Raw genomic sequence first — 22,632 nt, forward strand, 5'->3', positions numbered from 1 at the left:
GGCGCAGGGGATGAACATGCCCGGCTCGGTCAACAACGGCTTCGGCACCGGGCACGCGCAGACCGCGCCGCTGTCGCTGCAGATGGCCGTGGTGGTGCTGACCCTGGTGCCCATCCTGATGGTCTACCCGTTCATGCAGAAGCACTTCAGGACCGGTGTGCTCACCGGCGCGGTCAAGGGCTGAGGCTCCGGCTGCGCCCGCCGAGGACTGGACCGGCCCCGCGTACCCCTCCCCAGCTGTACGACGGGGCCGGTCCCGCACCCGCACGACATCGGCACACAGCTGACAACCAGTCACTACGCTGCAGGAACCATACGCACAGTACGACTCGAGGGAGAGCTCCATCATGGTGACACTCGCCGAAGTGGCCAGACACGCAGGCGTCTCGTCGAGCACCGTGAGCTACGTCATCAGCGGCAAGCGCACGATCTCGGGGGCCACCCGGCAGCGGGTCGAACAGGCCATCAGCGAGCTCGGCTACCACCCCAACGCCGGGGCCCGCGCGCTCGCGGGAAAGCGTTCGCACATCATCGCCCTGGTGGTGCCGCTGCGTACCGACGTCTACGTCCCGATCATGATGGAGATCGCCATCTCGGTGACCATGGCGGCCCGTCAGTACGGGTACGACGTGCTGCTGATCACCAATGACGAGGGTCCGGAGGGGGTCCGCCGGGTCGCCGCCAGCGGCCTGGCCGACGGGGTGATCCTGATGGACGTCGAACTGGAGGACGAGCGGATCCCGGTGCTCCGGGCGCTGAACACCCACGCCGCGCTGATCGGCCTGCCGGACGACCCCACCGGGCTGTCCTGCGTCGACCACGACTTCTTCGCAGCCGGTGCCAGCTGCGCCGACCACCTGGCCGACCTGGGCCACCGCGACGTCGCCTTCATCGGCTACGGCTCGGGCGTCTACCAGCGGCACGCCGGCTACGCCGAGCGCACCCTGGCCGGCTTCCGCGACCGGGCCGCCGAACGCGGCCTGCGGATCCTGCACCGTCCCTGCGAGGGGACCTACGAGAGCACCGCCGGCGCCTTCTCCCGGATCCTCGCCGACCGCCCGGCCACCACCGGGTTCGTGGTCCAGAACGAAGGCGCCATCGGCCCGCTGATGAGCCTGCTGCGCACCGCGGGGCGGATCGTCCCCGAGGACGCCTCGGTCATCGCCCTGTGCCCGGAGCCGCTGGCCGAGCAGTACTCGCCCAGGCTCACCGCCGTCACCGGTCCGGCCCAGGAACTGGGCCGGCGCGCGGTCGAACTGCTGATGCAGCGGTTCGACGGCGACCAGCCCGACGAGGTGACCCTGCTGACCCCGGTGCTCACCGTCAGGGAGAGCACCGGGCCTGCCCCGCAACAGATCTGACAGCAAGTCATTCCCTGGCATGCCACTTCACCCTTCACCGCATCGGAGATGCACCTCATGCAGCACTTCCATGACCTGGGCCATGCCCTGGAATGGCGCGCAAAGGGCGAGACCCTGCGCGTCGAGGCCTGGGGGCCCGACTCGGTGCGGGTCCGGGCCACGCCCGGCGGCCCGCTGCTGGAGGACCTGCCCGGCGCGCTGCTCGACGATCCGCCGGCCGGGGCCAAGCCGCTGATCGTGGTCTCCGAACACAGCGCCACTCTGGTCAACGGTGCGGTCACGGTCCGGATCGACGCCTTCACCGAGGGCAAGACGACCCCTGAACTGCTGCCTACTGCCGGGCAGTTGACCTTCACTCGGACCGAGGACGGCAGCGAGCTGCTGGCCGAGGAGCCGGCCCACTTCTGGTGGCCCGGAGCCCGCCTCTACACCGCCACCGGCAATGGCTACCACCGCATCGAGCAGCGCTTCCGGCCCCACGCCGGGGAGAAGCTGTTCGGCCTGGGCCAGCACACCCACGGGATGCTGGACCAGAAGGGCGCCGTGATCGACCTGGTGCAGCGCAACGCCGAGGTCACCGTCCCGCTGCTGGTCTCCGACCGGGGCTACGGGATGCTGTGGAACTCGCCCGCCATCGGCCGGGTCGAGCTCGCCGAGACCGGCACCCGCTGGGTCGCCGACAGCGCCCGCCAGATCGACTACTGGGTGACGGCCGGCCGGCCGGCCGAGGTGCTGGCCCGCTACGCCGACGCCACCGGGCACACCCCGGTGCTGCCCGAGTGGGCGGCCGGCTTCTGGCAGTGCAAGCTGCGCTACCGCACCCAGGAGGAGCTGCTGGAGGTGGCCCGCGAGTACAAGCGGCGCGGACTGCCGCTGGACGTGATCGTCTCCGACTTCTTCCACTGGACCCACCTGGGCGAGTGGAAGTTCGACCCGGCCGAGTGGCCCGACCCGGCCGCCATGGTGCGCGAGCTCGACGAGCTGGGGGTCAAGCTGATGGTCTCGGTCTGGCCCTCGGTCAGCCCGGTCAGCGAGAACTACCACACCATGCTGGACCAGGGCCTGTTCATCAACACCGAGTACGGCCCGGTGGCCCACGCCGACTGGCCCGACAAGGGCCTGGGCGCGTACTCGGCGCAGGTCGCCTTCTACGACTCCACCAACCCGGCCGGGCGCGCCTTCGTCTGGGACCGGATCAGGGAGAACTACCTCGACCACGGCATCAAGGTGTTCTGGCTGGACGCCTGCGAGCCCGAGCTCAAGCCCAACTTCCAGGGGAACCTGCGGTATTCGGCCGGTCCCGGGCTCGAGGTCGGCAACCTCTACCCGCGCGAGAACGCCCGGATGATCCACGACGGGATGCACGCGGCGGGGGAGACCGAGGTGGTCTCGCTCAACCGCTCCTCCTGGGCCGGCGCCCAGCGCTACGGCGCGGCGCTGTGGTCCGGCGACATCGGCACCGACTTCGCCTCGCTGCGCACCCAGATCAAGGCCGGGCTCAATGTCGCGCTGTCCGGCATCCCCTGGTGGACCACGGACATCGGCGGCTTCCACGGCGGCGACCCGGAGGACCCCGCCTACCGCGAGGTGCTGGTGCGCTGGTTCCAGTACGGGGCCTTCTGCCCGCTGTTCCGGCTGCACGGCTTCCGCGGCTCCGAGCAGAAGCTCGAACCGGCCATGACCGGCCTGGCCAACGAGGTCTGGTCGTACGGCGAGGAGGCGTACCCGATCCTGGCGTCCTATCTGCACCTGCGCGAGCGGCTGCGCCCCTACGTCATGGAGCAGATGCGGACGGCGGCCGGGACCGGCGTCCCGCCGATGCGGCCGCTGTTCCTGGAGTTCCCGCAGGACGGCCCCAGTTGGACCGCCGACGACTCCTTCCTGCTCGGCCCCGACCTGCTGGTCGCCCCGGTCACCGAGGCGGGGGCCCGCTCCCGCGAGGTCTACCTGCCCGCAGGCGCGGAGTGGACCTGCGCCTGGACCGGGACGGTGCACCAGGGCGGCTCCACGGTGACCGCCGACGCCCCGCTGGAGCGCATCCCGCTGTTCCTGCGCGACGGCGCGCAGCTGCCCGTCGTGGAGGCCTGACGATGCGTCGGATCACCGACCGGCTGGGCGGACTGGCCTTCGGCGGGGACTACAACCCCGAGCAGTGGGACCAACAGGTCTGGAAGGAGGACGACCTGTTGATGCGTCAGGCCGGGGTGAACCTGGCTACGGTCGGGGTCTTCTCCTGGGCCCTGCTGGAACCGGAGGAGGGCCGCTACGACTTCGGCTGGCTGGACGCCCACCTGGACCGGCTGCACGCCAACGGCGTCGCCGTGGACCTGGCCACCCCCACCGCCTCCCCGCCCCCGTGGTTCACCCTGGCCCACCCGGACGCCATGCCGGTCACCCCCGACGGCACCCGGCTGGTGCACGGCAGCCGGGACACCTACTGCCTGGCCGCCCCCGCCTACCGGGAGGCCGCGCGCCGGATCGCCGCCGCGCTGGCCGAGCGCTACGGCACGCACCCGGCCCTGGCCCTGTGGCACGTCCACAACGAGTACGCCACGGTGTGCTGGTGCGACCACACGGCCGCGGCCTTCCGGGACTGGCTGCGGGACCGCCACGGTTCGCTGGAGGCCCTCAACTCGGCCTGGGGCACCGCCTTCTGGAGCCAGCACTACGGCGCCTGGGAGCAGGTGCTGCCGCCGCGGGCCACCCAGTGGCACCGCAACCCCGGCCAGGCGCTGGACTTCCGCCGCTTCTGGTCGGACCTGGCGCTGAGCGCCTACCGGGAGCAGCGGGACGCGATCCGCGCCCACAGCGACCTGCCGGTCACCACCAATCTGATGCTGCCCGGCTACCAGAACCTGGACCTGTGGGCCTTCGGCCGCGAGGTCGACGTGGTGGCCATCGACCACTACCCGGATGCGCCGGGCCGGGGCGCCGCCGCGGACACCGCCTTCGGCGCCGACCGGGCCCGCTCCTTCGGCGGAGGCCGCCCCTGGCTGCTGATGGAGCAGGGCACCAGCACCGTCTACAGCGGCGACCGGACCCTGGGCAAGGAGCCGGGCGAGATCCTGCGGCACAGCCTGGGCCATGTCGCGCGCGGGTCGGAGGGTGCGCTGTTCTTCCAGTGGCGGCAGTCCCGGGCCGGGGCCGAGCAGTGGCACTCGGCCATGGTTCCGCACGCGGGGGCCGACAGCCGGATATTCCGCGAGGTCAGCGCGGTCGGCGCGGCCGTCGGCCGACTCGGCGAGCTGGCCGGATCGACGGTCAGCGCGCAGGTCGCGGTGGTGCACGACGCCGACGCCTGGTGGGCGCTGGACGTCGAGGGCCTGCCCACGACGGAGCTGGACTACCACGCGACCCTGCGCGGCGCGCACCGGGCGCTGTGGGACGCCGGGGTCACCGTCGACTTCGCCCACCCCGAGCAGGACCTGGCCGGCTACCGGCTGGTGGTCGCCCCGGCGCTGTTCCTGCTCTCCGACGCCGGCGCGGCCGGTCTGCGCCGCTATGTCGAGGGCGGCGGAACCCTGCTGGTCCAGCACGCCGCCGGATATGTCGACGAGCGCATGCAGGCCCGGCTCGGCGGCTACCCGGCCGCGCCGCTGCGTGAAGCGCTGGGCATCCGCGTCGAGGAGTACCGGCCGCTGGGCCGCGGCGAGCGGGTCACCCTGTCCGACGGCTCGCACGCCACCGCCTGGAGCGAGGCGCTGCGGCTGGAGGGCGCCGAGCAACTCGCCGCCTACACCGGCGGCATGCTGGCCGGCAGCCCCGCGCTGACCCGCAACAGCCTCGGCGCCGGGCAGGGCTGGTACCTGTCGACGCGGCTGGACGACGCCGACTACGCCGCGCTGGTCGGCCGACTGCTGGACGAGGTGGGGGTCGGCCCCGAACTGCCGGGGCTGCCGAGCGAGGTCGAAGCCGTCCGCCGGCAGGCGCCGGACGGCCGCCGTTGGCACATCCTGCTCAACCACGGCGACACGGCCGTGCCGCTGCCCGAACCCGCCGACGACCTGCTCACGGGAGGCCGGCTGGACACGCTGGCCGCCGGCGGCTGCGCCGTGCTGCGGGAGGTGGACCGGTGACGAGCGTCGACCGGTTCGAGTACACCCCGACCGAAAGGGATGAGACATGAACGAAACCCGGCGGACCGCGCGGCCGCCGCGCCACCGCGGCCGTGGTCCCGGCCGCGTGCTCAGCCTGCTGCTGGCGCTGCTCGCCGCCTGCACGCTGGCCAACGGCGCCGCGTTCGGCGCCTCCGCGCGGCCGGCGGACCAGGTCCCGGTCCCGGCGCAGCCGGCGGCTGCGGCCGGTGGCGGCGCGATGGCCGCGGCGGCGGCGATGCAGCCCAGCTGGAACCTGGGCAACACCCTGGACGCCATCCCGGACGAAACGTCCTGGGGCAACCCGCCGGTCACCAAGGCCCTGTTCGACACCCTCCGGGCCCAGGGCTTCCGCAGTGTGCGGATACCCGTCACCTGGAGCGGCCACCAGTCCGCCACCGCCCCGTACACCATCGATCCGGCGTTCATGAGCCGGGTCAAGCAGGTGGTCGACTGGGCGATCTCCGACGGTCTCTATGTCGACCTCAACGTCCACCACGACTCCTGGCAGTGGATCGCCGACATGACCACCGAGCACGACGCGGTGCTCGCCCGGTTCGACGCCATCTGGACCCAGATCGCCGCCGAGTTCAGGAACGAGTCCCGCAGGCTGCTCTTCGAGAGCATCAACGAGCCGCAGTTCAACAACGCCACCGCCGCACAGAAGACCCAGATGCTGGACGAGCTGAACACCTCGTTCCACACCATCGTGCGCGCCTCCGGCGGCTGCAACGCCACCCGCCTGCTGGTGCTGCCGACCCTGGGCAGTACCCCCAGCCAGACCCTGATGGACGACCTGTCCACCGAGATCGGTTCGCTGCACGACGCGAACCTGGTGGCCACGGTGCACTACTACGGCTTCTGGCCGTTCAGTGTGAACATCGCCGGCTACACCACCTACGAGTCCACCTCGCAGCAGGACATGGTCAACGCCTTCACGCTGATGCACGACAACTTCGTCGCCAAGGGCATCCCGGTCTACCTCGGCGAGTACGGGCTGCTGAGCTACCCCGACTACACCCACCCCGCCGTGGTGGAGCAGGGCGAGGCGCTGAAGTACTTCGAGCAGCTCGGCTACGAGGCGCGGACCAACGGGGTGACCACCGCCCTGTGGGACCCCTTCTCCTTGCTGAACCGCAGCACCCTGCAGTGGCGCGACCCGGCCCTGATCGACCAGATCAAGTCCAGCTGGACCACCCGTTCGGGGACGGCGTCCACGGACACGGTGTATCTGCCGAAGTCCGGTCCGGTCACACCGCAGACGGTCACCCTGAACCTGAACGGCACCGCGTTCCGGGGGCTGTGGCAGGGCAGGACCCGGCTGGTCCAGGGCAGGGACTACACGGTCTCGGGCGACCGGCTCACGCTCACGGCGGCCGCCCTCACCCGACTGGCCGGCGACCGCGGCTACGGGGTCGACGCGACCGTGCAGGCCCGTTTCTCCCAGGGCGTCCCCTGGACGATCAACGTGACCAGCTATGACACCCCGGTCCTGGCCGCAGCCACCGGGACCACCAGCTCGTTCGCCGTCCCCACCGGGTTCCGGGGCGACCGGCTGGCGACCATGGAGGCCAGGTACGCCGACGGCAGCGATGCCGGCACCGCCACCTGGACCTCCTTCCAGCAGTTCAACAGCACCTTCTCCCCGGACTACCCCAACAGCGCGATCACGCTGACGTCCGACTTCCTCAACGCCCTCACCGACGGCTCGCCGGTGACGCTGACCTTCCACTTCTGGAGCGGCAGCACCGTGGCCTACACGGTGACCAGGAGCGGCACCTCGGTCACGGGCACCACTGGCTGAGCCGAGCCGCGCCGATCAGCACGGCAAGCGACCCGGTGGCCGGAGTACGGCCACCGGGTCGCAGGCTGTCCTGTCGACTCTCAGGAGGGGTTCTGGGCGAGGCCGATCGGGTTGCCGTCGGCGTCCAGGACGGTCGCGATGAGCTTGCCGCCGCCGACGTCCTGCACGTCCTGCTGGACCGTGGCACCGGCCTCGACCAGCGCCTGCAGCGACGCCTTGATGTCCTCGACGTCGAAGTAGCCCACCGGGCCGGTCATGCCGCTGGCGTGGCCGTGGGGGTTCAGCCCGAAGGTCTGTCCGCCGACCTCGAAGCCGACGTAGTACGGCGCGTCCTGGGCCGGCTCGGTCCCCAGCAGCGCGGTGAACAGGGCCTTGGCCGCGGCCAGGTCCTTGACGGGGTAGATGATCGTGCTCACGCCGGTGGTGGTGCTCGGGGCCATGGTGTGCTCCTCGGAATTTTGTCGTCGTCGTGCTGTTGAGGACAACGCTAGGAGGAGAGCGGTCGCCGCGGCTTCTCCAAAGCTGACCGTTGGGCCCCCTCGGTGAACGCATAGGGTGGGGCGCCGGAAACCGTTCCCTTCGGAGGTCTGCATTCCCATGGATCGTCAACTGACGCTGATGGCCGTTCACGCCCATCCCGACGACGAGGTGCTCTCCACCGGCGGAGTGCTGGCAGCCGCCGCAGCCGAGGGCATCCGCACGGTACTGGTCACCTGTACCAACGGTGAGCAGGGAGACGGACCCGGCGGGATCAAGCCCGGGGAGCCCGGCCACGACGAGGCCCGGGTGCGGGAGACCCGGCTGGAGGAGCTGAAGGAGTCGGTCGCGCACCTGGGCATCTCCGACGTGGAACTGCTCGGTTACAGCGACTCGGGCATGGTGGGCTGGGAGGCCAACCAGCGCCCCGAGGCGTTCGCCAACATTCCGCTGGAGGAGTCGGCCGGGCGGCTGGCCGAGCTGATGGAGCGCTACCGCCCGGACGTCGTCGTCACCTACGACGAGAACGGCGCCTACGGCCATCCGGACCACATCCAGGCCCATCTGATCACCATGGCCGCGATCAGGACGCTGCGGGAGGAGCGGGGGACCGGAATTCCGGCGAAGTTCTACTACACCGCCATCTCGCGGACCCGGATCGTGGAGATGTTCGACTATCTGCGGGCCACGGGTGCCGCCGCCGAGATGGGGGACTTCGAGCTGCCGGACGACTTCGGCAACTCGGACGAGGAGATCACCACGGTGGTGGGCGTCTCCCAGTATGTCGAGCGCAAGCGCAAGGCCCTGGAGGCGCACGCCAGCCAGGGGGAGAACATCTTCATGCTGCGGCTGTCCGAGGAGGGCCAGCAGCGGGCGTTCGGCCAGGAGGCCTTCGTCCGGCAGTTCAGCGACGTGCCGACGCCGGAGCACGAGGACGACCTCTTCGCCGGGCTGCGCTGACCTCACCGACGCAAGCAGACCGCACCGAAGCAGAAGGGTGGCCGCCCCCGCGGGGGCGGCCACCCTTTCTGCGTGGTGTCCGGCTACCAGCGGTGGTGCACCTGGGCGCGGATGCGGCTGTCGTAGAGGTCGCGGATCGCGTCCAGGGTCGGGCCGGTCAGCGGCGGCAGCGCGGCGGCCCCGGCGTTGGCACGGGCCTGGGCCGCGTTGCGGGCACCGGGGATGACGCTGGTGACGCCCGGCTGCTGGATGATCCAGCGCAGCGCGGTCTGCGCCGGGGTGGCGCCCTCCGGTGCCAGCGCCGCGAACGCGGCGGCGGCCTCGATCCCGGTCTCGAAGTCGACGCCGGAGAAGGTCTCGCCCTGGTCGAAGGCCTCGCCGTGGCGGTTGTAGCTGCGGTGGTCGTCGGCGCTGAAGACGGTGGACCGCGTGTAACGCCCGGTCAGCAGCCCGGAGGCCAGCGGGACCCGGGCGATGATGCCCACCCCGGCCTGCTCGGCGAAGGGCAGCACCTGCTCCAGCGGCTTCAGCCGGAACGGGTTGAGGATGATCTGCACACTGGCCGTGCCGGGGCGGGCGATCGCCGCGAGGGCCTGGTCGCAGGTCTCCACGCTGACGCCGTAGGCGGCGATCCGCTGCTCGGCCACCAGGGTGTCCAGCGCGTCGAAGACCGCTTCGTCGGTGTAGACGGCGCTGGGCGGGCAGTGCAGCTGCACCAGGTCGAGCCGGTCCACGCCCAGATTGCGGCGCGAACGGTCGTTCCAGGCGCGGAAGTTGTCCAGGACGTAGTTCTCCGGGAGCTGTTCGGCCCGGCGGCCCATCTTGGTGGCGACGAACACCCCGCTGTCGGGCCGCTCGCGCAGGTAGCGGCCGATCAGCTGCTCGCTGCGGCCGTCCCCGTACACGTCGGCGGTGTCGAAGAAGTCCACTCCCTCGGCCACGGCGGCGTCCAGCACCTCGAAGGCGTCCTGCTCGCGCACGGCACCCCAGTCGGCGCCGAGCTGCCAGGTCCCCAGACCCACGACGGAGACTTTCCTACCGGTCCTGCCAAGCACGCGATCGTCCATGTCCGCATCCTATGACGCGCCGGCGGACGCCCCCGCTGGGCGCTCCCGACCGGTGCACAGGCTGACACAGGGCGCCGGGATCCACACCCCCCGAATGGCGGGGTTCTCGATTGCCAGAGCTGGATCCGAGGTTTCTTGAGGAGCCCTTTTCTTGAGCTTCCCTTGAGGTTATCAATTCGGTTTGGAATCGCTTGACATGGTGAGGGCAACCGCCCCAGGATTGCGCTCGGCGATCGAAACCGCGATCACCACGATTCGGCGGATTCAATTCCGCGATGGGGGAAACACATGCGTAACGCAAAGCGCGTTGCTGCCGTTCTCGGCGCGTCAACGCTGATTTTCATGGGCGTCACCGGGGTCTCCGGGACGGCCATGGCCTCCACCGTCCACCCGGACGGCTGCCCGCCCGACCCCGGCTACTCCTTCAGCGCGGTCACCCACACTTACCACGACATGGTCAGCAGTGTGGAGGGCACCAGCGACGAGACCATCGGCATCGCGCTGACCTCGGGCAAGACGGTCACCGGCACGATCACCGGCACCGTCACCACCGAGGAGTCGGCGATCTTCGCCAGCGCCAAGGAGTCGGTCAGCGCCTCGCTGGCCAAGGCCATCACCACGTCGGTCACCTACTCCGCGACCTGGAAGGTCCCCAGCAACACCGCCGTCGGCTACCTGCACGCCGGCGCCGACGAGAAGCGCATGCACTGGGAGTACGGCTCCACCGGCGGCAACTGCGTCTACCACATCAGCCGTCAGGGGACCGCGACCTTCCCGTACCACGTGCCGACCTTCTGGCACACCAGTTGAGGCCCGGGCCGGCCGCTGCAGGGATCCTCGCGGCGGCAGTGATCGCGCTGGCGGGATGCTCCTCCGCGAAGCAGGCGCCGTCCGCGGCGCCGACTCCGAAAGCGACCGGCTCGGCAACGCCGGCGCCGACCTCCCCGGTGGATCCGCAGCAATACGGCGTCTCCATTTCCGAAGGAGAACTGCTGCTGAATACCCAGGGGAACGGGAATTCAACGCTACCGGTGCAGGGCATCGGGACGGCCGGGGATTTCGTCGTCGCAGTCAGCTGCCTGGGAAAGGGCTCGCTGCACGCGTCGGACAAGTCCGGTCGGCTGCTGCTCGGGGTGGACACCTGTGACGGGAGTCCCGGGGCCATCTACAACAGCCGCGGGCAGTTGCGCTCCACGGACGCGGCGGTGGCGATAGCCGCCCCGGCCGGCGTCCACTGGCGCCTCGCGGTCTACCGGGCCCCGCACCAGTAGCGGTAGCGGCAAGGGCGGAAGCAGGACCTGTACGCACTGTGCGGGAGGGGGCGCCCCCTCCCGCACAGCGGCATGCCCGCACGGTGTCGCATCCCGCGGTCAGCGGGCCGCGAGCTCCTCGGTGGCGCCATGGCCGGCCTGCGCGGTGCGCCGCAGGAAGTCGGCGAGCACGTCGAGTTCGGCCTCGTCGTAGCCGGCGCAGATCTGCTCCATGGCGCTGTTCATCCCGGCGTAGAGCTGGATCACCTCGGCGGCCCGTTCACGCAGCGTCCGCACCTGGACCGCACGGCGGTCGGCCGGATCGCGCTCCCTGGTCACCCAGCCGCCGCGCTCCAGGCGGTCCAGGACCCCGGTCAGCGTCGCCGGGTGCACCCCGGCCAGCCGGGCCAGGGAGCTGGGGCTCAGCGGGCCGTGACGGGAGATCAGGTCCAGGCAGTCCAGATCGGCGTCCTTGATCCCGAGCCGGGCGCCGACCTGGTGGTTGAGCAAGGAGAGCTGGATGCTCAGCTCGCGCAACGACTCCCTGATCGCGGTCGTGGAGCGGCGCCGCCGCCGGGCAGCACCGCTGTCCTCGGGGCCGGGACCGTCATCCGATAGTACGGAACTCATATGTTATCTTTCTCGTACCGTATGGCTTGCGGAGGACATGCTACCCGCCGGGAGCGGGCCGCACCCTTCCACGCCGACCGGACCGTTGAGCGAGGGGTACCGACATGACCGTTCCGCAGCAGCGCACCGCAGACCGCACCGCAGCATCCGGCGCCATCGACTTCACCGTCATGTACGCCACCCATGACGCCTTCCGGCGCGACCTGTCCCGGCTGGCGGCGGCCACCGCCGAGGGCCGGGCGGTCACCGCCGGGGTGCGGGCCGGCTGGGAGAACTTCCAGCACCAGCTGCACGTCCACCACACCGTCGAGGACGCCGAACTGTGGCCGCGGGTGGAGCGGGCGGTGGCCCACCGCCCGGCCGATCTCGCCCTGATGCGGGAGATGGAGGAGGAGCACGCCCGGCTGGGCCCGCTGCTCGAAGCGGTCGACCACGCGCTGTCCGGCAGCAGTAGCGGCAGCGGCGCAGGCACGGGCGACCGGCCGCCGGCCGACCTGCCGGAGCGGGTGCGTGAACTCGCCGACGTCCTCGGCGCCCATATGCGGCACGAGGAGCAGAGCGCCCTTCCGCTGATCCAGGAGGTGCTCACGCCCAAGGACTGGGCCGCCTTCCGCGGCGGCATGGCCCGTGCGCAGGGCCCCAGGGGCGCGGCCGGCTACATCCCCTGGATCCTGGACGGCATCGGAGCCGAGGACCGCCGCGCCTTCCTGGCCGCGATGCCGGCCCCGGTCGCGGTGGTCAACCGGCTCTTCCTGGCCGGGCGTTACCGCCGACGGGACTACTGGGGGAGCTGACGGGCGGCATGCCGCCCGCGCACGGCGGGCGGCGGCAGCGGACGGGGGCCTGACATCATGGGTGCATGATCGAACGAGTCGTCGCGGCGTGCGACGGAGCAGCCAAGGGAAACCCGGGGCCGGCCGGCTGGGCCTTCGTGGTCGCCGACAGCACGGGCGCGCCGCAGCGCTGGCAGGCCGGGCCGCTCGGCCACAGCACCAACAACATCGGTGAACTAACCGCGCTGGAACAGCTGTTGACCGCAACCGACCCGGCCGTCCCGCTGGAGGTCCGGCTCGACAGCACCTACACCCGCGATGCGGTGACCAAGTGGCTGGCCAACTGGAAGCGCAACGGCTGGAAGAACGCCGGGGGCAAGCCGGTGGCCAACCGCGAGCTGATCCAGAGGATCGACGAGCTGCTGCAGGGCCGCGACGTCAGCTTCGTCTACGTGCCGGCGCACCAGGTGGACGGCGACCCGCTGAACGCGATCGCCGACAAGGCGGCGAGCGACGCCGCCCGGCTCCAGCAGGCAGCCGGCGGAACCGCCGCCGACCTCCCGGTGCCGGATCCGGTCCGCGGCGGGGCCGCGCGCAGCAAGCGTCCGTCGACAGGAGCGGCGGCTGTGGCCAAGCCGGCCGGCACCAAGCCCGCCGGGGGCCGCTCGCGCACCCTCGCCGCGCGCTACCCGGGCACCTGTCCGTGCGGGCGTTCCTATGCCAAGGGCGACCAGATCGGCAGGGTCGGCACCGGGTGGGGCCACCCCGGCTGCGCCGCCGCTGCCGAGGCCTGAGCAGGGAGCGCTGGGGTAGACGCCGATGGACGCCGGAAACTAGATGTATATGGCAACGTGTGTGTATGGTGCCCTTGGATTCGGTGGCGGGCTCCCCACCATGCGAGGCGGGTTCGTCGCTGTGTGCTGACTTGGAGGAGGTTTCCATGGCTCAGGCAGCAGAACGGCTCGCCGCTGTGCTCGGCGAAGTGCTGGACGGGCCACTGCCCCTGCGGATCCGGGCCTGGGACGGCAGCGAGACCGGTCCGGCCGATGCGCCCACCCTGGCGTTCCGCAGCCGCCGTGCGCTCCACCGGCTGATCTGGAAGCCGGGCGAGCTGGGGCTGGCCCGCGCCTGGGTGGCCGGGGACATCGCCGTCGAGGGCGACCTGTACGAGGCGCTGGCGCGGCTGGCGCCGGTCGTCTGGCAGGGCGGGAACACCGAGCCGGCCCGCGGTCGGCGCTCGCTGCCCGACGCGCGCCGGCTGCGGCTGGCCCTGGACGCCCTGGTGCTGGCCGGACCGGGCCTGCCGCCGGCGCCGCCCAGGGAGGAGGTGCCGCGCAGGAACGGCGTACGGCACACCCTGCGGCGCGACCGCGAGGCGATCAGCCACCACTACGACGTCGGCAACGACTTCTACTCCCTGGTGCTCGGCCCGTCGTTCGTCTACTCCTGCGCCTACTGGCCGAGCCCGGACGCCACGCTGGAGCAGGCGCAGGCCGCCAAACTCGACCTGATCTGCCGCAAGCTCGACCTGCGGCCCGGCCAGCGGCTGCTGGACGTCGGCTGCGGCTGGGGCTCGCTGGTGCTGCACGCCGCCGAGCACTACGGCGTGGACGCGGTGGGGGTGACCATCTCCACCGAGCAGGCCGACCTGGCCCGCAAGCGGGTGGTGGACGCCGGTCTGACGGACCGGGTGGAGATCAGGGTCCAGGACTACCGCCGGATCGAGGACGGCCCCTTCGACGCCGTCTCCTCGGTCGGCATGGCCGAGCACGTCGGGTCGCAGGCCTACCGGACCTATGCGGAGCAGCTGTTCGGGCTGCTCAGGCCGGGCGGACGGCTGCTCAACCACCAGATCGCCCGACGGCCGCTGGCGGACGAGTCGGTCTACGCGGTCGACGAGTTCATCGACCGCTACGTCTTCCCCGACGGCGAGCTGGCCCCGATCGGCAGCACCGTCTCGGCCCTGGAGGGGGCCGGCTTCGAGGTGCGGGACATGCACTCGCTGCGCGAGCACTACGCGCTGACGCTGCGTGCCTGGGTCGGCAACCTGGAGTCGCACTGGCGGGAGGCCATCGCGCTGGTCTCGCCGGGCCGCGCCCGGATCTGGCGGCTCTACATGGCTGCCTCGGCGCTGGCCTTCGAAACGAACAGCATCGGGGTGAACCAGGTGCTGGCGGTACGCACCGCGGCGGGCGGAGCCTCCGGCATGCCGCTGCTGCGCGGCTCCTGGGCCGGTTGATGACAGATGGTCGACAGCTCTCGGTTGGCGCCGCGCGCGCCGGGGTATCCCCACGTGGGTGGTCCGTACAAGTAAAAAAGTGACGGGGTTGGGGGTCGCTGATGTCGCGTGAACGAGTGGCACGGCGGGTGGTGACAGCGGCGGCTTACGGCGGAGGGGGCATCGGTCTGCTCGGCGCCGGGGTCGCCGGGCTGCTGCTCGCCGAGGCGAAGATCGCCGCGGTGAAGCTGGACGTCCTGCAGGGCGATCCACTGCCCGCGGACGGCTGCTACGGGCGGGAGCTCGCGAGCGAGGGCGCGGCGCCGCTGGGCCTGGTCGTGCTGGGGGACTCCACGGCGGCCGGCTTCGGAGTGGACCATGCCGACCGGACGCCGGCCGTCCTGCTCGCCGGGGGGATCGCCGCCACCGCCGAACGGCCGGTGCGGCTCACCGTGGCCGCCGCCAACGGGGCGCCCTCCGCGGATCTGGAGCGGCAGTTGGGGCTGGTCCTGGAGCGGGAGCCGTCCCCGGACATCGCACTGATCATGGTGGGGGCCAATGACGTCGCCCAGGGGGTCAGGCCCAGGGACGCGGCCGCGGCTCTCGGGGACATCGTCCGGCGGCTGCGCGGGATCGGGACCCAGGTCGTCGTGGGGACCTGCCCGGACCTGGGGGCGGTCGGCGGCATCCTGCTGCCGCTGCGCTGGGTGGCGCGGCTGGCCAGCCACCGGTTGGCGGCGGCGCAGGACCGGGCCGTCACCGAGGCCGGCGGGCACAGCGTGCTGCTCGGCGCGCTGCTCGGCCCGGAGTTCGCCAGCCGCCCGGAGATGTTCGCCTCGGACCGCTACCACCCGTCCGACCAGGGCTATCTGGCCGCCGCGATGACCCTGCTGCCGACCATGTGCACGGCGCTGGGCGTCTGGCCGGGCGAGGATGCGCAGCGCGAACCGGACCGGCCGGCCGCCCCGGTGTACGTCGGCTGACGGGCCGTCGGCCGGTGCGCCGTCGTCATGGTCCGTCGTGACGCGCCGTCATGACGGCCGGGACCCGCGCCGTCAGGCGTAGACCTCGGCCAGGTTGTCGCGCGGGGCCGGGCGGTGGACCGCCGCCGGGCCCTGCGCGAAGGCACGCAGCAGGTTCTCGGTCACGGTGGTGACGAAGCGTCCGGTGCGGGCGTCCATGCCGTGGTCCCCGCCGTCGTCCCGGCCGCCGGCCATCAGGCCCTCGACCCAGCGCATGGTGCCGCTGGCGAAGACGCCGGCGCCGCCCTTCACGGTGTAGTAGGCGCTGTCGCTGTGGCTGCTGCTGCCGTTGCACTCCAGCGGCGAGTGGGCCAGCACCTCGATCGGCTGCGGGGTGGGCGAGCCGGGGGTGACCCGGTCGTACTCGACCCCGACCAGGTGCGCGAAGGAGTGCCCGGCCTGGACCCCGGTGCCGGCGAAGAGCCAGTGGTCGGCGGCGTGGACCACATAGGGCGCGTCGGTCGGGTAGCCCTCGTAGAGCACACCGGTCAGCGAGGACTCCGGGTCGGCCGCCGGGCCGAAGCGGAAGTCGGTGGTGGTGAGCGGACGGTTCTGCTGATAGGCCGGGTCGGCCCGGTAGTCGGTCTTGTAGCAGACGACCGTGCGGCCGCCGTCCTCGAAGCGCACCCGGCGGAAGCAGGTGTTGGCGCCCAGGAAGGCGATGTTGCTGCCGGCGTCGCGGGCCCGGGTTACCGCCGCCCGCTGCTGCGGACTCCAGTACTCGTCGTGGCCGAGTGAGAGCAGCGCGGTCGCACCGCGCAGGATGCCCGGACCGGTGTGCACGTCGATGCCCGTGGTGTAGGCCAGCGGGATGCCCAGGCGCTCGGCCAGCACCACCAGGGCGCGCTCGTAGACCAGGAACTTCTCCGCCCCGCTGTCGGGGTAGGGCCGGTCGAAGGAGACTGCGAGGGCGCGTGAGGAGTAGCTGCCGGACGGCCCCTGGTAGAGGCTGTAGCCGCCCCAGGTGTTGTAGGCCTGCCAGGTCGCCGCGCCGTGCATCAGCAGCGTCCGGCCCTCGGCGGAGGCGGAGCGGACGATCAGCGGGACGTAGCGCTGACCGTGGTTCTCGGCGTCGAGCCGCAGCAGGTACGCCCCGGCCGGCCAGCCGTCGGTGCGCACGCTGAGACCGGGCTCCCAGTGGGCCCTGACGGTCCGGGTGCTTCCCTCCACCGCCGGTGCGGGCTGGAGCCGGCCGGGTCGGCGGCCGGAGCGCCAGACCAGTCGGGCCTGGGCGCCGCCGTACCAGCCGACCCGGTACGCCGAGACGGTGAACCCGGGCGCGGTGGTGGACACATGCAGCGCGAAGGACTCGCCCGGCAGCACGCTGACCTTGTCGGTGTAGCCCTGGACGGCTTCCTCGGGACCGGTGCCGGTGATCCGCCAGTCGGGGCTCCCGGGCAGTGCGTTCTCCCGGTGCACGGCGGAACCGGCCGGGGTCGGCGACCCGGCCCCGCTCGGTTCCGCGTCCGCCCTCGGGCGGGAGGCGCTGCCGCCCCCGCTGTCGCAGGCGCTCAGGCCCAGCGCGGCGCCGGCGGCACCGGCTGCGGCCAGCACCACGGCCCTGCGCCCGGGGCCGCCTGGTCCGCCGCCTGATCCGTCGTCGATCTCGTCGATCTCGTTGATCACAAGGCCATTCTGTCGGTTCGCCGACCCGTCAGGCGAGCAGCTTGTCCTTGGCTTTGCGGAACTCGTCCTCGGTGAGCGCCCCGGAGGCCTTGAGGTCGGCGAGGCGGGTCAACTCGTCCACGCGGCTTGCCCCGGCCTCGGCCCCCCGGGGGCGAGGCGGCCTGGCGGACGTACTGCTTGAACGCGGCGTCGGCCTGCCGGGCCTGGTCGCGGTCGCGCTCGGCCATGGAGCGGCCCCGGATGATCACGTAGAGCAGCACGCCGAGGAAGGGCAGCACGATCACCAGCAGGATCCAGCCGGCCTTGGCCCAGCCGCTCAGGTCGTGGCTGCGGAACAGGTCGGTGATGATCTTGAACAGCAGGAAGAACCACAGGATCCAGAGGAAGAACTCCAGCATGGTCCAGAACACGTTGAGCAGCGGATAGTTCGACATCTCAGCTCCTGCTGGTCGGCTCGCCCGGGCGAGGCAGTGACGCCTGAAAATCAGTCATATCACCGCAAATCACCCGGCGCATGCCCGGAGCATCCGCATGGTCGTCAGTTGGTCGCTGTCAGTCGGATGCCGTCAGCCGCGCGGTCCCTCGCCGACGGGGCAGAGGCGGAAGGCCATCTCCTCGGGGTGCAGGCAGAGGCGTACGGCGGCGCCGGGGTGGACGGCGCCGTTGAGGGCTCCGATGACGCGGCCCTGGACGGTGAAGCCCTCGAGCAGCTGCACCACAGCCTCCGACTGGGAGCTCTGCGGAGGGCGGGTCACGATGCCGATGCCCTCGGAGCGGGCATCGGCGAGGTCGGGGGAGGCGCAGGTGGGGCAGAGCAGGCGGCGGTACGAGGGGGTGCCGCACCAGCGGCAGCGCTGGTAGTCGAGTCCCGCCTCGTCCGCGGTGGCAGGCACGGTCAGTGTGGGTGGGTTCACTCTCTCAATTTATGGCACTTGGTGCCCCGCTGTAAAGGCACTCAGTGCCTTATTGCCTGCCGTTGCCGTACCGGAACGCCGACTCCACGTCCTTGACCACACGCCACATCGGGGTGCTGCGTCGGGTGATGACCACCACGACGTCCTCGGTCGGGCCGTTGCCGGCCGGGCTGCCGCCCCAGGTCTCCAGCACCAGGCCGAGGGTGCGGTCGGTGAGCGCGACCGGGTCGTCGCTGCCGTCGCCGCGCAGCCAGGAGCGCAGGGCGTTGTTGTGGGCGGCGACCACGGCGGCGGCGATGACGTCGGCCCGTACCGTGCCGTCCGGCAGGTCCGCGTAGCGCCCGCGCAGATATGCGGCGAGCCCGCGCTCGTAGCGCCGGACCACCGAGAGCTCGTAGGTGCGCAGGGCCGGGACCTGTTTGGTGAGCCGGTAGCGCTGGACCGAGAACGCCGGGTTCTCCGCGTACATCCGCAGGACCAGCCGGGCGGCGTCGCAGACCCGGACGACCGGGTCGTCGGAGTCGGCGCCGCTGTCGAGGAACGCGGCCATGTCGGCCAGGCAGCGTTCGTGGTCGGGGAAGACCACGTCCTCCTTGGAGGGGAAGTAGCGGAAGAAGGAGCGCCGGCCGACCCCCGCGAGCGCGACGATGTCGTCCACGGTGGTCTGCTCGAAGCCGCGCTCCAGGAACAGCTGGAACGCGGCGGCGACGAGCGCGTCCCGCATGGGCGGCTTCGTCGGGCGTGGCTCGGTCATGCACGCAACGTAGCATCGGCGCGGCGGGAGGGTACTGAGTGTCCTGTGGCAGGGGAACTGAATGTGGTGGTGAGAATTACCCCCAGGGGTATGCTGGACCGCAGATCGTCACCCTCAGCAAGGAGACCCCCTCATGTGCCGACGCGTCACCTGTTCACGGTGCGGCAAGTACACCTACGCGGGCTGCGGCAACCATGTCGACCAGGTGCTGGGCGGACTCCCGGCCGCGCAGCGCTGCTCCTGCGAGCCGGAGCAGCGGCGCGGATGGTGGTTCTTCGGGCGGGGCTGAGCGCTCGCGGCTACCGCGGCCCGTCGGCGGGAAGGTCGGCGGTGCGTGCCGCCTCTGCCTCCTTGAGCAGGCGGCCGCGTAATGCCAGATCGATCTCGAACCGCGTGCGCGGGTCCGTCAGTGCGCCGCCGAACAGCTTCTCCAGGCGGCGCATCCGCTGGCGCACCGTCTGCGGGTGCAGCCCGAGGCTGGCCGCGACCTCGGGGGCGCTGCCGCTGCTGGCCTCCAGCCAGGCCAGCAGGGTCGCCTCCAGGTGGTGCCGGCGGTTGGGGGTGAGACTGCCCAGCGGGGCCAGGCGGCGCTCGCTGACCAGGCCGACCAGTGCCTGGTCGCCGAGGAGCAGCACCGCCGTCAGGTCCTCGTCGCAGTAGGTGGGTCCGGCGGTGTTGGCGAGCACGGTCCCGGGTTGCCGCTCGGCGACGGTGCGGGCCCAGCGGAGCGACTCGGCGGCATCGGTCCAGGGCACCGAGGGGCCGACCACCGCGGGTTGGTCCCCGAGCAGCCGGGCCAGCCGTTCCCGGGCGCCCGGGGCGTGCGGCTCCGGAAGGAGGAGGAACGGCTCGGGACCCTCCAACTGGGCCAGCACATCGGGACGGCGCCGCAGCTCGGCCGTGCCGGCGGCACCGAGGGGGGCGCGGTCGGACAGGGGGTCGGAGGCCCCCGGCCGCAGCAGCACCACCGCCGAGAGCGTGTTCGGCAGCCGCCATCCGGCCGCCCGCGCGGCCTCGGCCACCAGGTAGGCGGGTTCGCCCGCCAGCAGTGACTTCAGCAGCTTCTGGCGGAGATAGCGCTGCGTGCCCGGCTCGTCGGCCTGGGCCTGGGCGTAGCCGGCGGTCGCGGCGACCACGATCTGGTCGGCGTAGGCGAAGATCACCTCGGCGAGCAGGGCCAGGGTCCCCATCGAGACCCCGGTGTGCCGAGCGACCATGGCGTACCTGCGCCAGACCAGCCGTGCGGCGAGGCGGTAGGCGGCCTGCAGCAGGTCCAGACCGCGGCCGGCCCGGCACTCACCGCGCCCCAGTGCGCGGTGGACGGTGGCGGTGGCGGCGCCGGAGCTGCGGTCGCCCGCGATCAGGTCCGCGAAGTGGTTCAGCACCCGGGCCGTGGCGCGGTGCAGCGCCGCACCGGAGTCCATGTCGAACAGCTGGGCGTACTCCGGTATCTGACGGCATATCTGCTCGACGATCTCGGTCACCAGCCGCGGGTTCTCACCCCGCACCAGCCGGGCGAAGCCCGGCGGCAGGGCCACCCACGGTGCGTCGTGCGGCACCGTGCGCGGCGCCTCTCCCTGGTGTGCGGGGCCCTGGTTCCCGGGCCCCGGGGGTGCGGGCAGCCGGTCGCGGTGGCCGAGTATCGAAGCGGGCCGGGCCGGACGGGCCGACGCGGCACGCTGGGGCGAGAAGCCCGAACTGTGGTGAGTCGCGGTGGACATGCAACCTCCTTCGCCGGACCTGCGGGTGCCACCGGCGCGGGGAAGTTGCGCCGGTGGCACCCGCGAGGGGCCGTTGGGCCAGGAGGGTCTAGGGGTGACTACCTGGCCGATTCGAGGATAGGGGGAGTCATCTGTCCGGAACGGTCCGTAGCGCCTCCGTTAGGAATTGATAAGGGAGTTGGCGGTGGGGCGAGGCCCGGCGGCGCCGTGGCGGCGGCGAACGCGCCGGTGGAGACGCCGCCGGGGTCCGACTCCGTCGGTTGCCGGGCTGCCGGGAACGGCGACGGCCTTGTCCGAAGGGCACACGGGCTCCTCTGTCGCAGGACGCCGTTGCGGGACGTTGAGCGAGGACGTCGGGGTCCGCTCCGGCGCTGACGGCAGGAGTCTAGGCAGCGGTGCGGAATCGGGACCCAATTCGCCGGCCCGGGTGCGTTCCCGGGAAAACTTCGTCTCCTGGGCGATGATTTCCCGACGGCTTCGCTCACCCGTCGGCAGGTGTGCCGGACTGTGCTACGGGTGCGAATGCGCCGGCGAATTGTTGACACCGTTCGATGGCAGCTTCCGGAATGGCCCTGCTCTGTCCGCGCGGGGCAGTCGTGTACTGGACATCGGCAATTCTGTTGATGATGATGAGCACCAATTGACGTGGGAGGCCCGACGTGACCAATGGAATGGCGCAGCAGGACGGATTAGCACGGTCCGGTCCCACCGGCCGGAACGGTCCGTGGATATCCGACCGCGATGCCGGGACCTCGCAGCTGCTGCGCGACGAGTACGGGGCGCTCTCCTGCCTCCGGTGCCTGGACGTCGGGCTCACCGCCGACGCGGGCTTCCAGGGCGCCTACCCGGCCGAGACCTCGGCGCTGGCCGCCCTGGACGACCCCAGGGTCGCCCCGCCGGAGCGCTACGTCGTCGGCGCGACGGGCCGCATCATCGCCGTGGTCCGCCGGCACGTCGACGGGACTCCGCTCTCCGCGCTGCTGGACCGGCGGTCCCGCGGCTTCGACTGGCAGACCGCCGCGGTGGTGGTCACCGACGTGCTGTCCGCGCTGAGCGCGCTGCACGGGCGCGGGGTGCCGCACCGCAGTGTGCACCCCAGCCAGGTGGTGGTCGGCGCCGACGGGGTGTGCGTGCTGGTGGACGTCGGACTGGTCCGGCGGCCCGACTCGGCCGGCGGGCCGTCACCGGTGCCGGGCGGTACGGCGTCGCCGCGGGAGATCGCGGTCGCGGCGGACCTGGCCGCGGTCGCGATGCTGTTCGCGGCGTGCGTCGGCCCGGGCGGGTCCGGCCCGGGCCGGCCCGGCACACGCGGGACCACGGCGGCGGACGGCGTTCCGGACCAGCTGCGTGCGGTCCTCGACCGGGCGAACGATCCGGACGCACGTGACGGACGGACCGCCGCCGACCTGCTCATCGCCTTCGGCAAGGTGACCTCCCGCGCCTTCGACGCGGGGTGGGTCGAACGCGGCCGCGAGCGGCTGGCGGAGCTGGTCGCGGACAACAGGCAGCCGCCGCCGGGGCTGACCGAGATGGTGCGGGCCGGCTGGAGCCGGCGCCGGGCTCCCGCACGTCCCAGCCGGGGCGGGGGACGTCGGCCGGGCCAGGCCTTGCGGGCGGTGAACGCCCGGGTCGCGGCGCAGTTGCCGGCGGCGTTGCGACGCCGCCGTGCCGTCTGGCAGCTCGGGATCCTGCTGCTGCTGGTGGTCGGCTTCGTCGCGGCCACGACGGTGGGGCAGCACTCCAGAGCGGTCCGGTCGGTGCCTTCGACGATGGCGGCCGGAATGCCCAGCCACCCGTCCTCGATCGGCACGGCCTACGCCGCTCCGACCCGCAGCGCTTCCGCCCCCAGCGCTTCCACCTCCACCGCTCCCACCCCCAGTGCTTCCGCCCCCGGCGCCCCCACCTCCACCGCTCCCACCCCCAGCGCCTCCGCCAGTGCCGCCCCGGGCGGCTGGCAGGCG

The 22,632-nt window shown here is 72.0% G+C and carries 20 protein-coding genes and 2 pseudogenes; 14 read left to right on the plus strand and 8 right to left on the minus strand.

The features are described 5' to 3' along the window. The 5 genes and pseudogenes from TR46_RS40815 to TR46_RS09215 form a co-directional block, all read left to right on the plus strand. Positions 1–184 (plus strand): annotated as a pseudogene (locus TR46_RS40815) (carbohydrate ABC transporter permease); the annotation flags it as partial. 163 nt (positions 185–347) lie between these two features. Further along, entirely contained in the window at positions 348–1,361 is a 1,014-nt protein-coding gene (locus TR46_RS09200; protein WP_042396635.1) for a LacI family DNA-binding transcriptional regulator, read from the plus strand. 57 nt (positions 1,362–1,418) lie between these two features. Then, positions 1,419–3,449: a glycoside hydrolase family 31 protein gene (locus TR46_RS09205; RefSeq protein ID WP_042396638.1), complete on the plus strand. Its 2,031-nt coding sequence runs from the start codon at positions 1,419–1,421 to the stop codon at positions 3,447–3,449. 2 nt (positions 3,450–3,451) lie between these two features. Beyond that, the gene (locus TR46_RS09210; RefSeq protein WP_042396641.1) at positions 3,452–5,437 is read left to right on the plus strand and encodes a beta-galactosidase; all 1,986 of its coding nucleotides are present in this window, start codon (positions 3,452–3,454) and stop codon (positions 5,435–5,437) included. Positions 5,438–5,483: 46 nt separating this feature from the next. Then, complete coding sequence (locus tag TR46_RS09215) at positions 5,484–7,259, plus strand: cellulase family glycosylhydrolase (protein ID WP_042396644.1); 1,776 nt, start codon at positions 5,484–5,486, stop codon at positions 7,257–7,259. Between the two features lie 80 nt (positions 7,260–7,339). Here the strand turns inward: TR46_RS09215 and TR46_RS09220 are convergent, their stop codons facing one another. Then, positions 7,340–7,699: a VOC family protein gene (locus tag TR46_RS09220; RefSeq protein WP_042396648.1), complete on the minus strand. Its 360-nt coding sequence runs from the start codon at positions 7,697–7,699 to the stop codon at positions 7,340–7,342. Positions 7,700–7,856: 157 nt separating this feature from the next. On the opposite strand from TR46_RS09220, the gene TR46_RS09225 reads away from it, so the two are divergent. Next, positions 7,857–8,696, plus strand: a complete 840-nt coding sequence (locus TR46_RS09225; RefSeq protein WP_042396651.1) for a PIG-L family deacetylase — start codon at positions 7,857–7,859, stop codon at positions 8,694–8,696. Positions 8,697–8,779: 83 nt separating this feature from the next. Here the strand turns inward: TR46_RS09225 and TR46_RS09230 are convergent, their stop codons facing one another. Continuing rightward, positions 8,780–9,763 (minus strand): aldo/keto reductase, encoded by a 984-nt coding sequence (locus TR46_RS09230; protein WP_042396654.1) that lies wholly within the window; start codon positions 9,761–9,763, stop codon positions 8,780–8,782. A gap of 342 nt (positions 9,764–10,105) precedes the next feature. On the opposite strand from TR46_RS09230, the gene TR46_RS09235 reads away from it, so the two are divergent. Continuing rightward, complete coding sequence (locus TR46_RS09235; RefSeq protein ID WP_042396660.1) at positions 10,106–10,573, plus strand: hypothetical protein; 468 nt, start codon at positions 10,106–10,108, stop codon at positions 10,571–10,573. Positions 10,574–10,611: 38 nt separating this feature from the next. Next, complete coding sequence (locus TR46_RS40820) at positions 10,612–11,034, plus strand: hypothetical protein (RefSeq protein ID WP_152626369.1); 423 nt, start codon at positions 10,612–10,614, stop codon at positions 11,032–11,034. Between the two features lie 99 nt (positions 11,035–11,133). Here the strand turns inward: TR46_RS40820 and TR46_RS09245 are convergent, their stop codons facing one another. Further along, on the minus strand, positions 11,134–11,643 hold the full coding sequence (locus TR46_RS09245) for a MarR family transcriptional regulator (RefSeq protein ID WP_042396666.1): 510 nt from the start codon (positions 11,641–11,643) through the stop codon (positions 11,134–11,136). 104 nt (positions 11,644–11,747) lie between these two features. On the opposite strand from TR46_RS09245, the gene TR46_RS09250 reads away from it, so the two are divergent. From TR46_RS09250 to TR46_RS09265, 4 genes are all read left to right on the plus strand, one after another. Further along, the gene (locus tag TR46_RS09250; protein ID WP_042396669.1) at positions 11,748–12,437 is read left to right on the plus strand and encodes a hemerythrin domain-containing protein; all 690 of its coding nucleotides are present in this window, start codon (positions 11,748–11,750) and stop codon (positions 12,435–12,437) included. A 65-nt stretch (positions 12,438–12,502) separates the two neighbouring features. After that, positions 12,503–13,210 (plus strand): ribonuclease H family protein, encoded by a 708-nt coding sequence (locus TR46_RS09255; RefSeq protein ID WP_042396672.1) that lies wholly within the window; start codon positions 12,503–12,505, stop codon positions 13,208–13,210. A 146-nt stretch (positions 13,211–13,356) separates the two neighbouring features. Further along, positions 13,357–14,655, plus strand: coding sequence for an SAM-dependent methyltransferase (locus TR46_RS09260; RefSeq protein WP_042396675.1), 1,299 nt, complete (start codon positions 13,357–13,359; stop codon positions 14,653–14,655). A 101-nt stretch (positions 14,656–14,756) separates the two neighbouring features. Continuing rightward, positions 14,757–15,617 carry an SGNH/GDSL hydrolase family protein gene (locus TR46_RS09265; protein WP_084718158.1) on the plus strand — a complete coding sequence of 287 codons (861 nt, stop codon included), beginning with the start codon at positions 14,757–14,759 and terminating at the stop codon, positions 15,615–15,617. A 72-nt stretch (positions 15,618–15,689) separates the two neighbouring features. On the opposite strand, the gene TR46_RS09270 is transcribed toward TR46_RS09265, so the two are convergent. The 4 genes and pseudogenes from TR46_RS09270 to TR46_RS09285 form a co-directional block, all read right to left on the minus strand. Further along, positions 15,690–17,282, minus strand: coding sequence for a N,N-dimethylformamidase beta subunit family domain-containing protein (locus tag TR46_RS09270; protein ID WP_236655268.1), 1,593 nt, complete (start codon positions 17,280–17,282; stop codon positions 15,690–15,692). A gap of 28 nt (positions 17,283–17,310) precedes the next feature. Beyond that, positions 17,311–17,716: pseudogene (locus TR46_RS09275) on the minus strand (SHOCT domain-containing protein). Positions 17,717–17,848: 132 nt separating this feature from the next. Then, positions 17,849–18,196: a Zn-ribbon domain-containing OB-fold protein gene (locus TR46_RS09280; RefSeq protein ID WP_052432653.1), complete on the minus strand. Its 348-nt coding sequence runs from the start codon at positions 18,194–18,196 to the stop codon at positions 17,849–17,851. Positions 18,197–18,245: 49 nt separating this feature from the next. Further along, positions 18,246–18,950, minus strand: coding sequence for a TetR family transcriptional regulator (locus TR46_RS09285; RefSeq protein WP_042396677.1), 705 nt, complete (start codon positions 18,948–18,950; stop codon positions 18,246–18,248). A gap of 133 nt (positions 18,951–19,083) precedes the next feature. On the opposite strand from TR46_RS09285, the gene TR46_RS43050 reads away from it, so the two are divergent. After that, positions 19,084–19,239: a DUF8730 family Cys-rich protein gene (locus TR46_RS43050; RefSeq protein WP_169790639.1), complete on the plus strand. Its 156-nt coding sequence runs from the start codon at positions 19,084–19,086 to the stop codon at positions 19,237–19,239. 10 nt (positions 19,240–19,249) lie between these two features. On the opposite strand, the gene TR46_RS09290 is transcribed toward TR46_RS43050, so the two are convergent. Further along, positions 19,250–20,671, minus strand: coding sequence for a PucR family transcriptional regulator (locus TR46_RS09290; protein WP_152626370.1), 1,422 nt, complete (start codon positions 20,669–20,671; stop codon positions 19,250–19,252). A 938-nt stretch (positions 20,672–21,609) separates the two neighbouring features. Here TR46_RS09290 and TR46_RS43055 point away from each other — a divergent pair. Next, the coding region (locus tag TR46_RS43055; protein ID WP_500800119.1) for a serine/threonine-protein kinase at positions 21,610–22,632 on the plus strand (1,023 nt) is incomplete at its 3' end.

Source organism: Streptacidiphilus carbonis (assembly GCF_000787775.1).
GTDB classification, from domain to species: domain Bacteria; phylum Actinomycetota; class Actinomycetes; order Streptomycetales; family Streptomycetaceae; genus Streptacidiphilus; species Streptacidiphilus carbonis.

Excerpts from the sequence above, each read along its gene's own strand:
- TR46_RS09230 (WP_042396654.1), bottom strand. The coding sequence starts at position 9,763 with ATGGACGATCGCGTGCTTGGCAGGACCGGTAGGAAAGTCTCCGTCGTG.
- TR46_RS09260 (WP_042396675.1), top strand. The coding sequence starts at position 13,357 with ATGGCTCAGGCAGCAGAACGGCTCGCCGCTGTGCTCGGCGAAGTGCTG.
- TR46_RS09285 (WP_042396677.1), bottom strand. The coding sequence starts at position 18,950 with ATGACCGAGCCACGCCCGACGAAGCCGCCCATGCGGGACGCGCTCGTC.
- TR46_RS09210 (WP_042396641.1), top strand. The coding sequence starts at position 3,452 with ATGCGTCGGATCACCGACCGGCTGGGCGGACTGGCCTTCGGCGGGGAC.
- TR46_RS43050 (WP_169790639.1), top strand. The coding sequence starts at position 19,084 with ATGTGCCGACGCGTCACCTGTTCACGGTGCGGCAAGTACACCTACGCG.
- TR46_RS09235 (WP_042396660.1), top strand. The coding sequence starts at position 10,106 with ATGGGCGTCACCGGGGTCTCCGGGACGGCCATGGCCTCCACCGTCCAC.
- TR46_RS09225 (WP_042396651.1), top strand. The coding sequence starts at position 7,857 with ATGGATCGTCAACTGACGCTGATGGCCGTTCACGCCCATCCCGACGAC.
- TR46_RS09220 (WP_042396648.1), bottom strand. The coding sequence starts at position 7,699 with ATGGCCCCGAGCACCACCACCGGCGTGAGCACGATCATCTACCCCGTC.
- TR46_RS09205 (WP_042396638.1), top strand. The coding sequence starts at position 1,419 with ATGCAGCACTTCCATGACCTGGGCCATGCCCTGGAATGGCGCGCAAAG.
- TR46_RS09255 (WP_042396672.1), top strand. The coding sequence starts at position 12,503 with ATGATCGAACGAGTCGTCGCGGCGTGCGACGGAGCAGCCAAGGGAAAC.
- TR46_RS09245 (WP_042396666.1), bottom strand. The coding sequence starts at position 11,643 with ATGAGTTCCGTACTATCGGATGACGGTCCCGGCCCCGAGGACAGCGGT.
- TR46_RS09250 (WP_042396669.1), top strand. The coding sequence starts at position 11,748 with ATGACCGTTCCGCAGCAGCGCACCGCAGACCGCACCGCAGCATCCGGC.
- TR46_RS09290 (WP_152626370.1), bottom strand. The coding sequence starts at position 20,671 with ATGTCCACCGCGACTCACCACAGTTCGGGCTTCTCGCCCCAGCGTGCC.
- TR46_RS09215 (WP_042396644.1), top strand. The coding sequence starts at position 5,484 with ATGAACGAAACCCGGCGGACCGCGCGGCCGCCGCGCCACCGCGGCCGT.
- TR46_RS09265 (WP_084718158.1), top strand. The coding sequence starts at position 14,757 with ATGTCGCGTGAACGAGTGGCACGGCGGGTGGTGACAGCGGCGGCTTAC.
- TR46_RS09200 (WP_042396635.1), top strand. The coding sequence starts at position 348 with ATGGTGACACTCGCCGAAGTGGCCAGACACGCAGGCGTCTCGTCGAGC.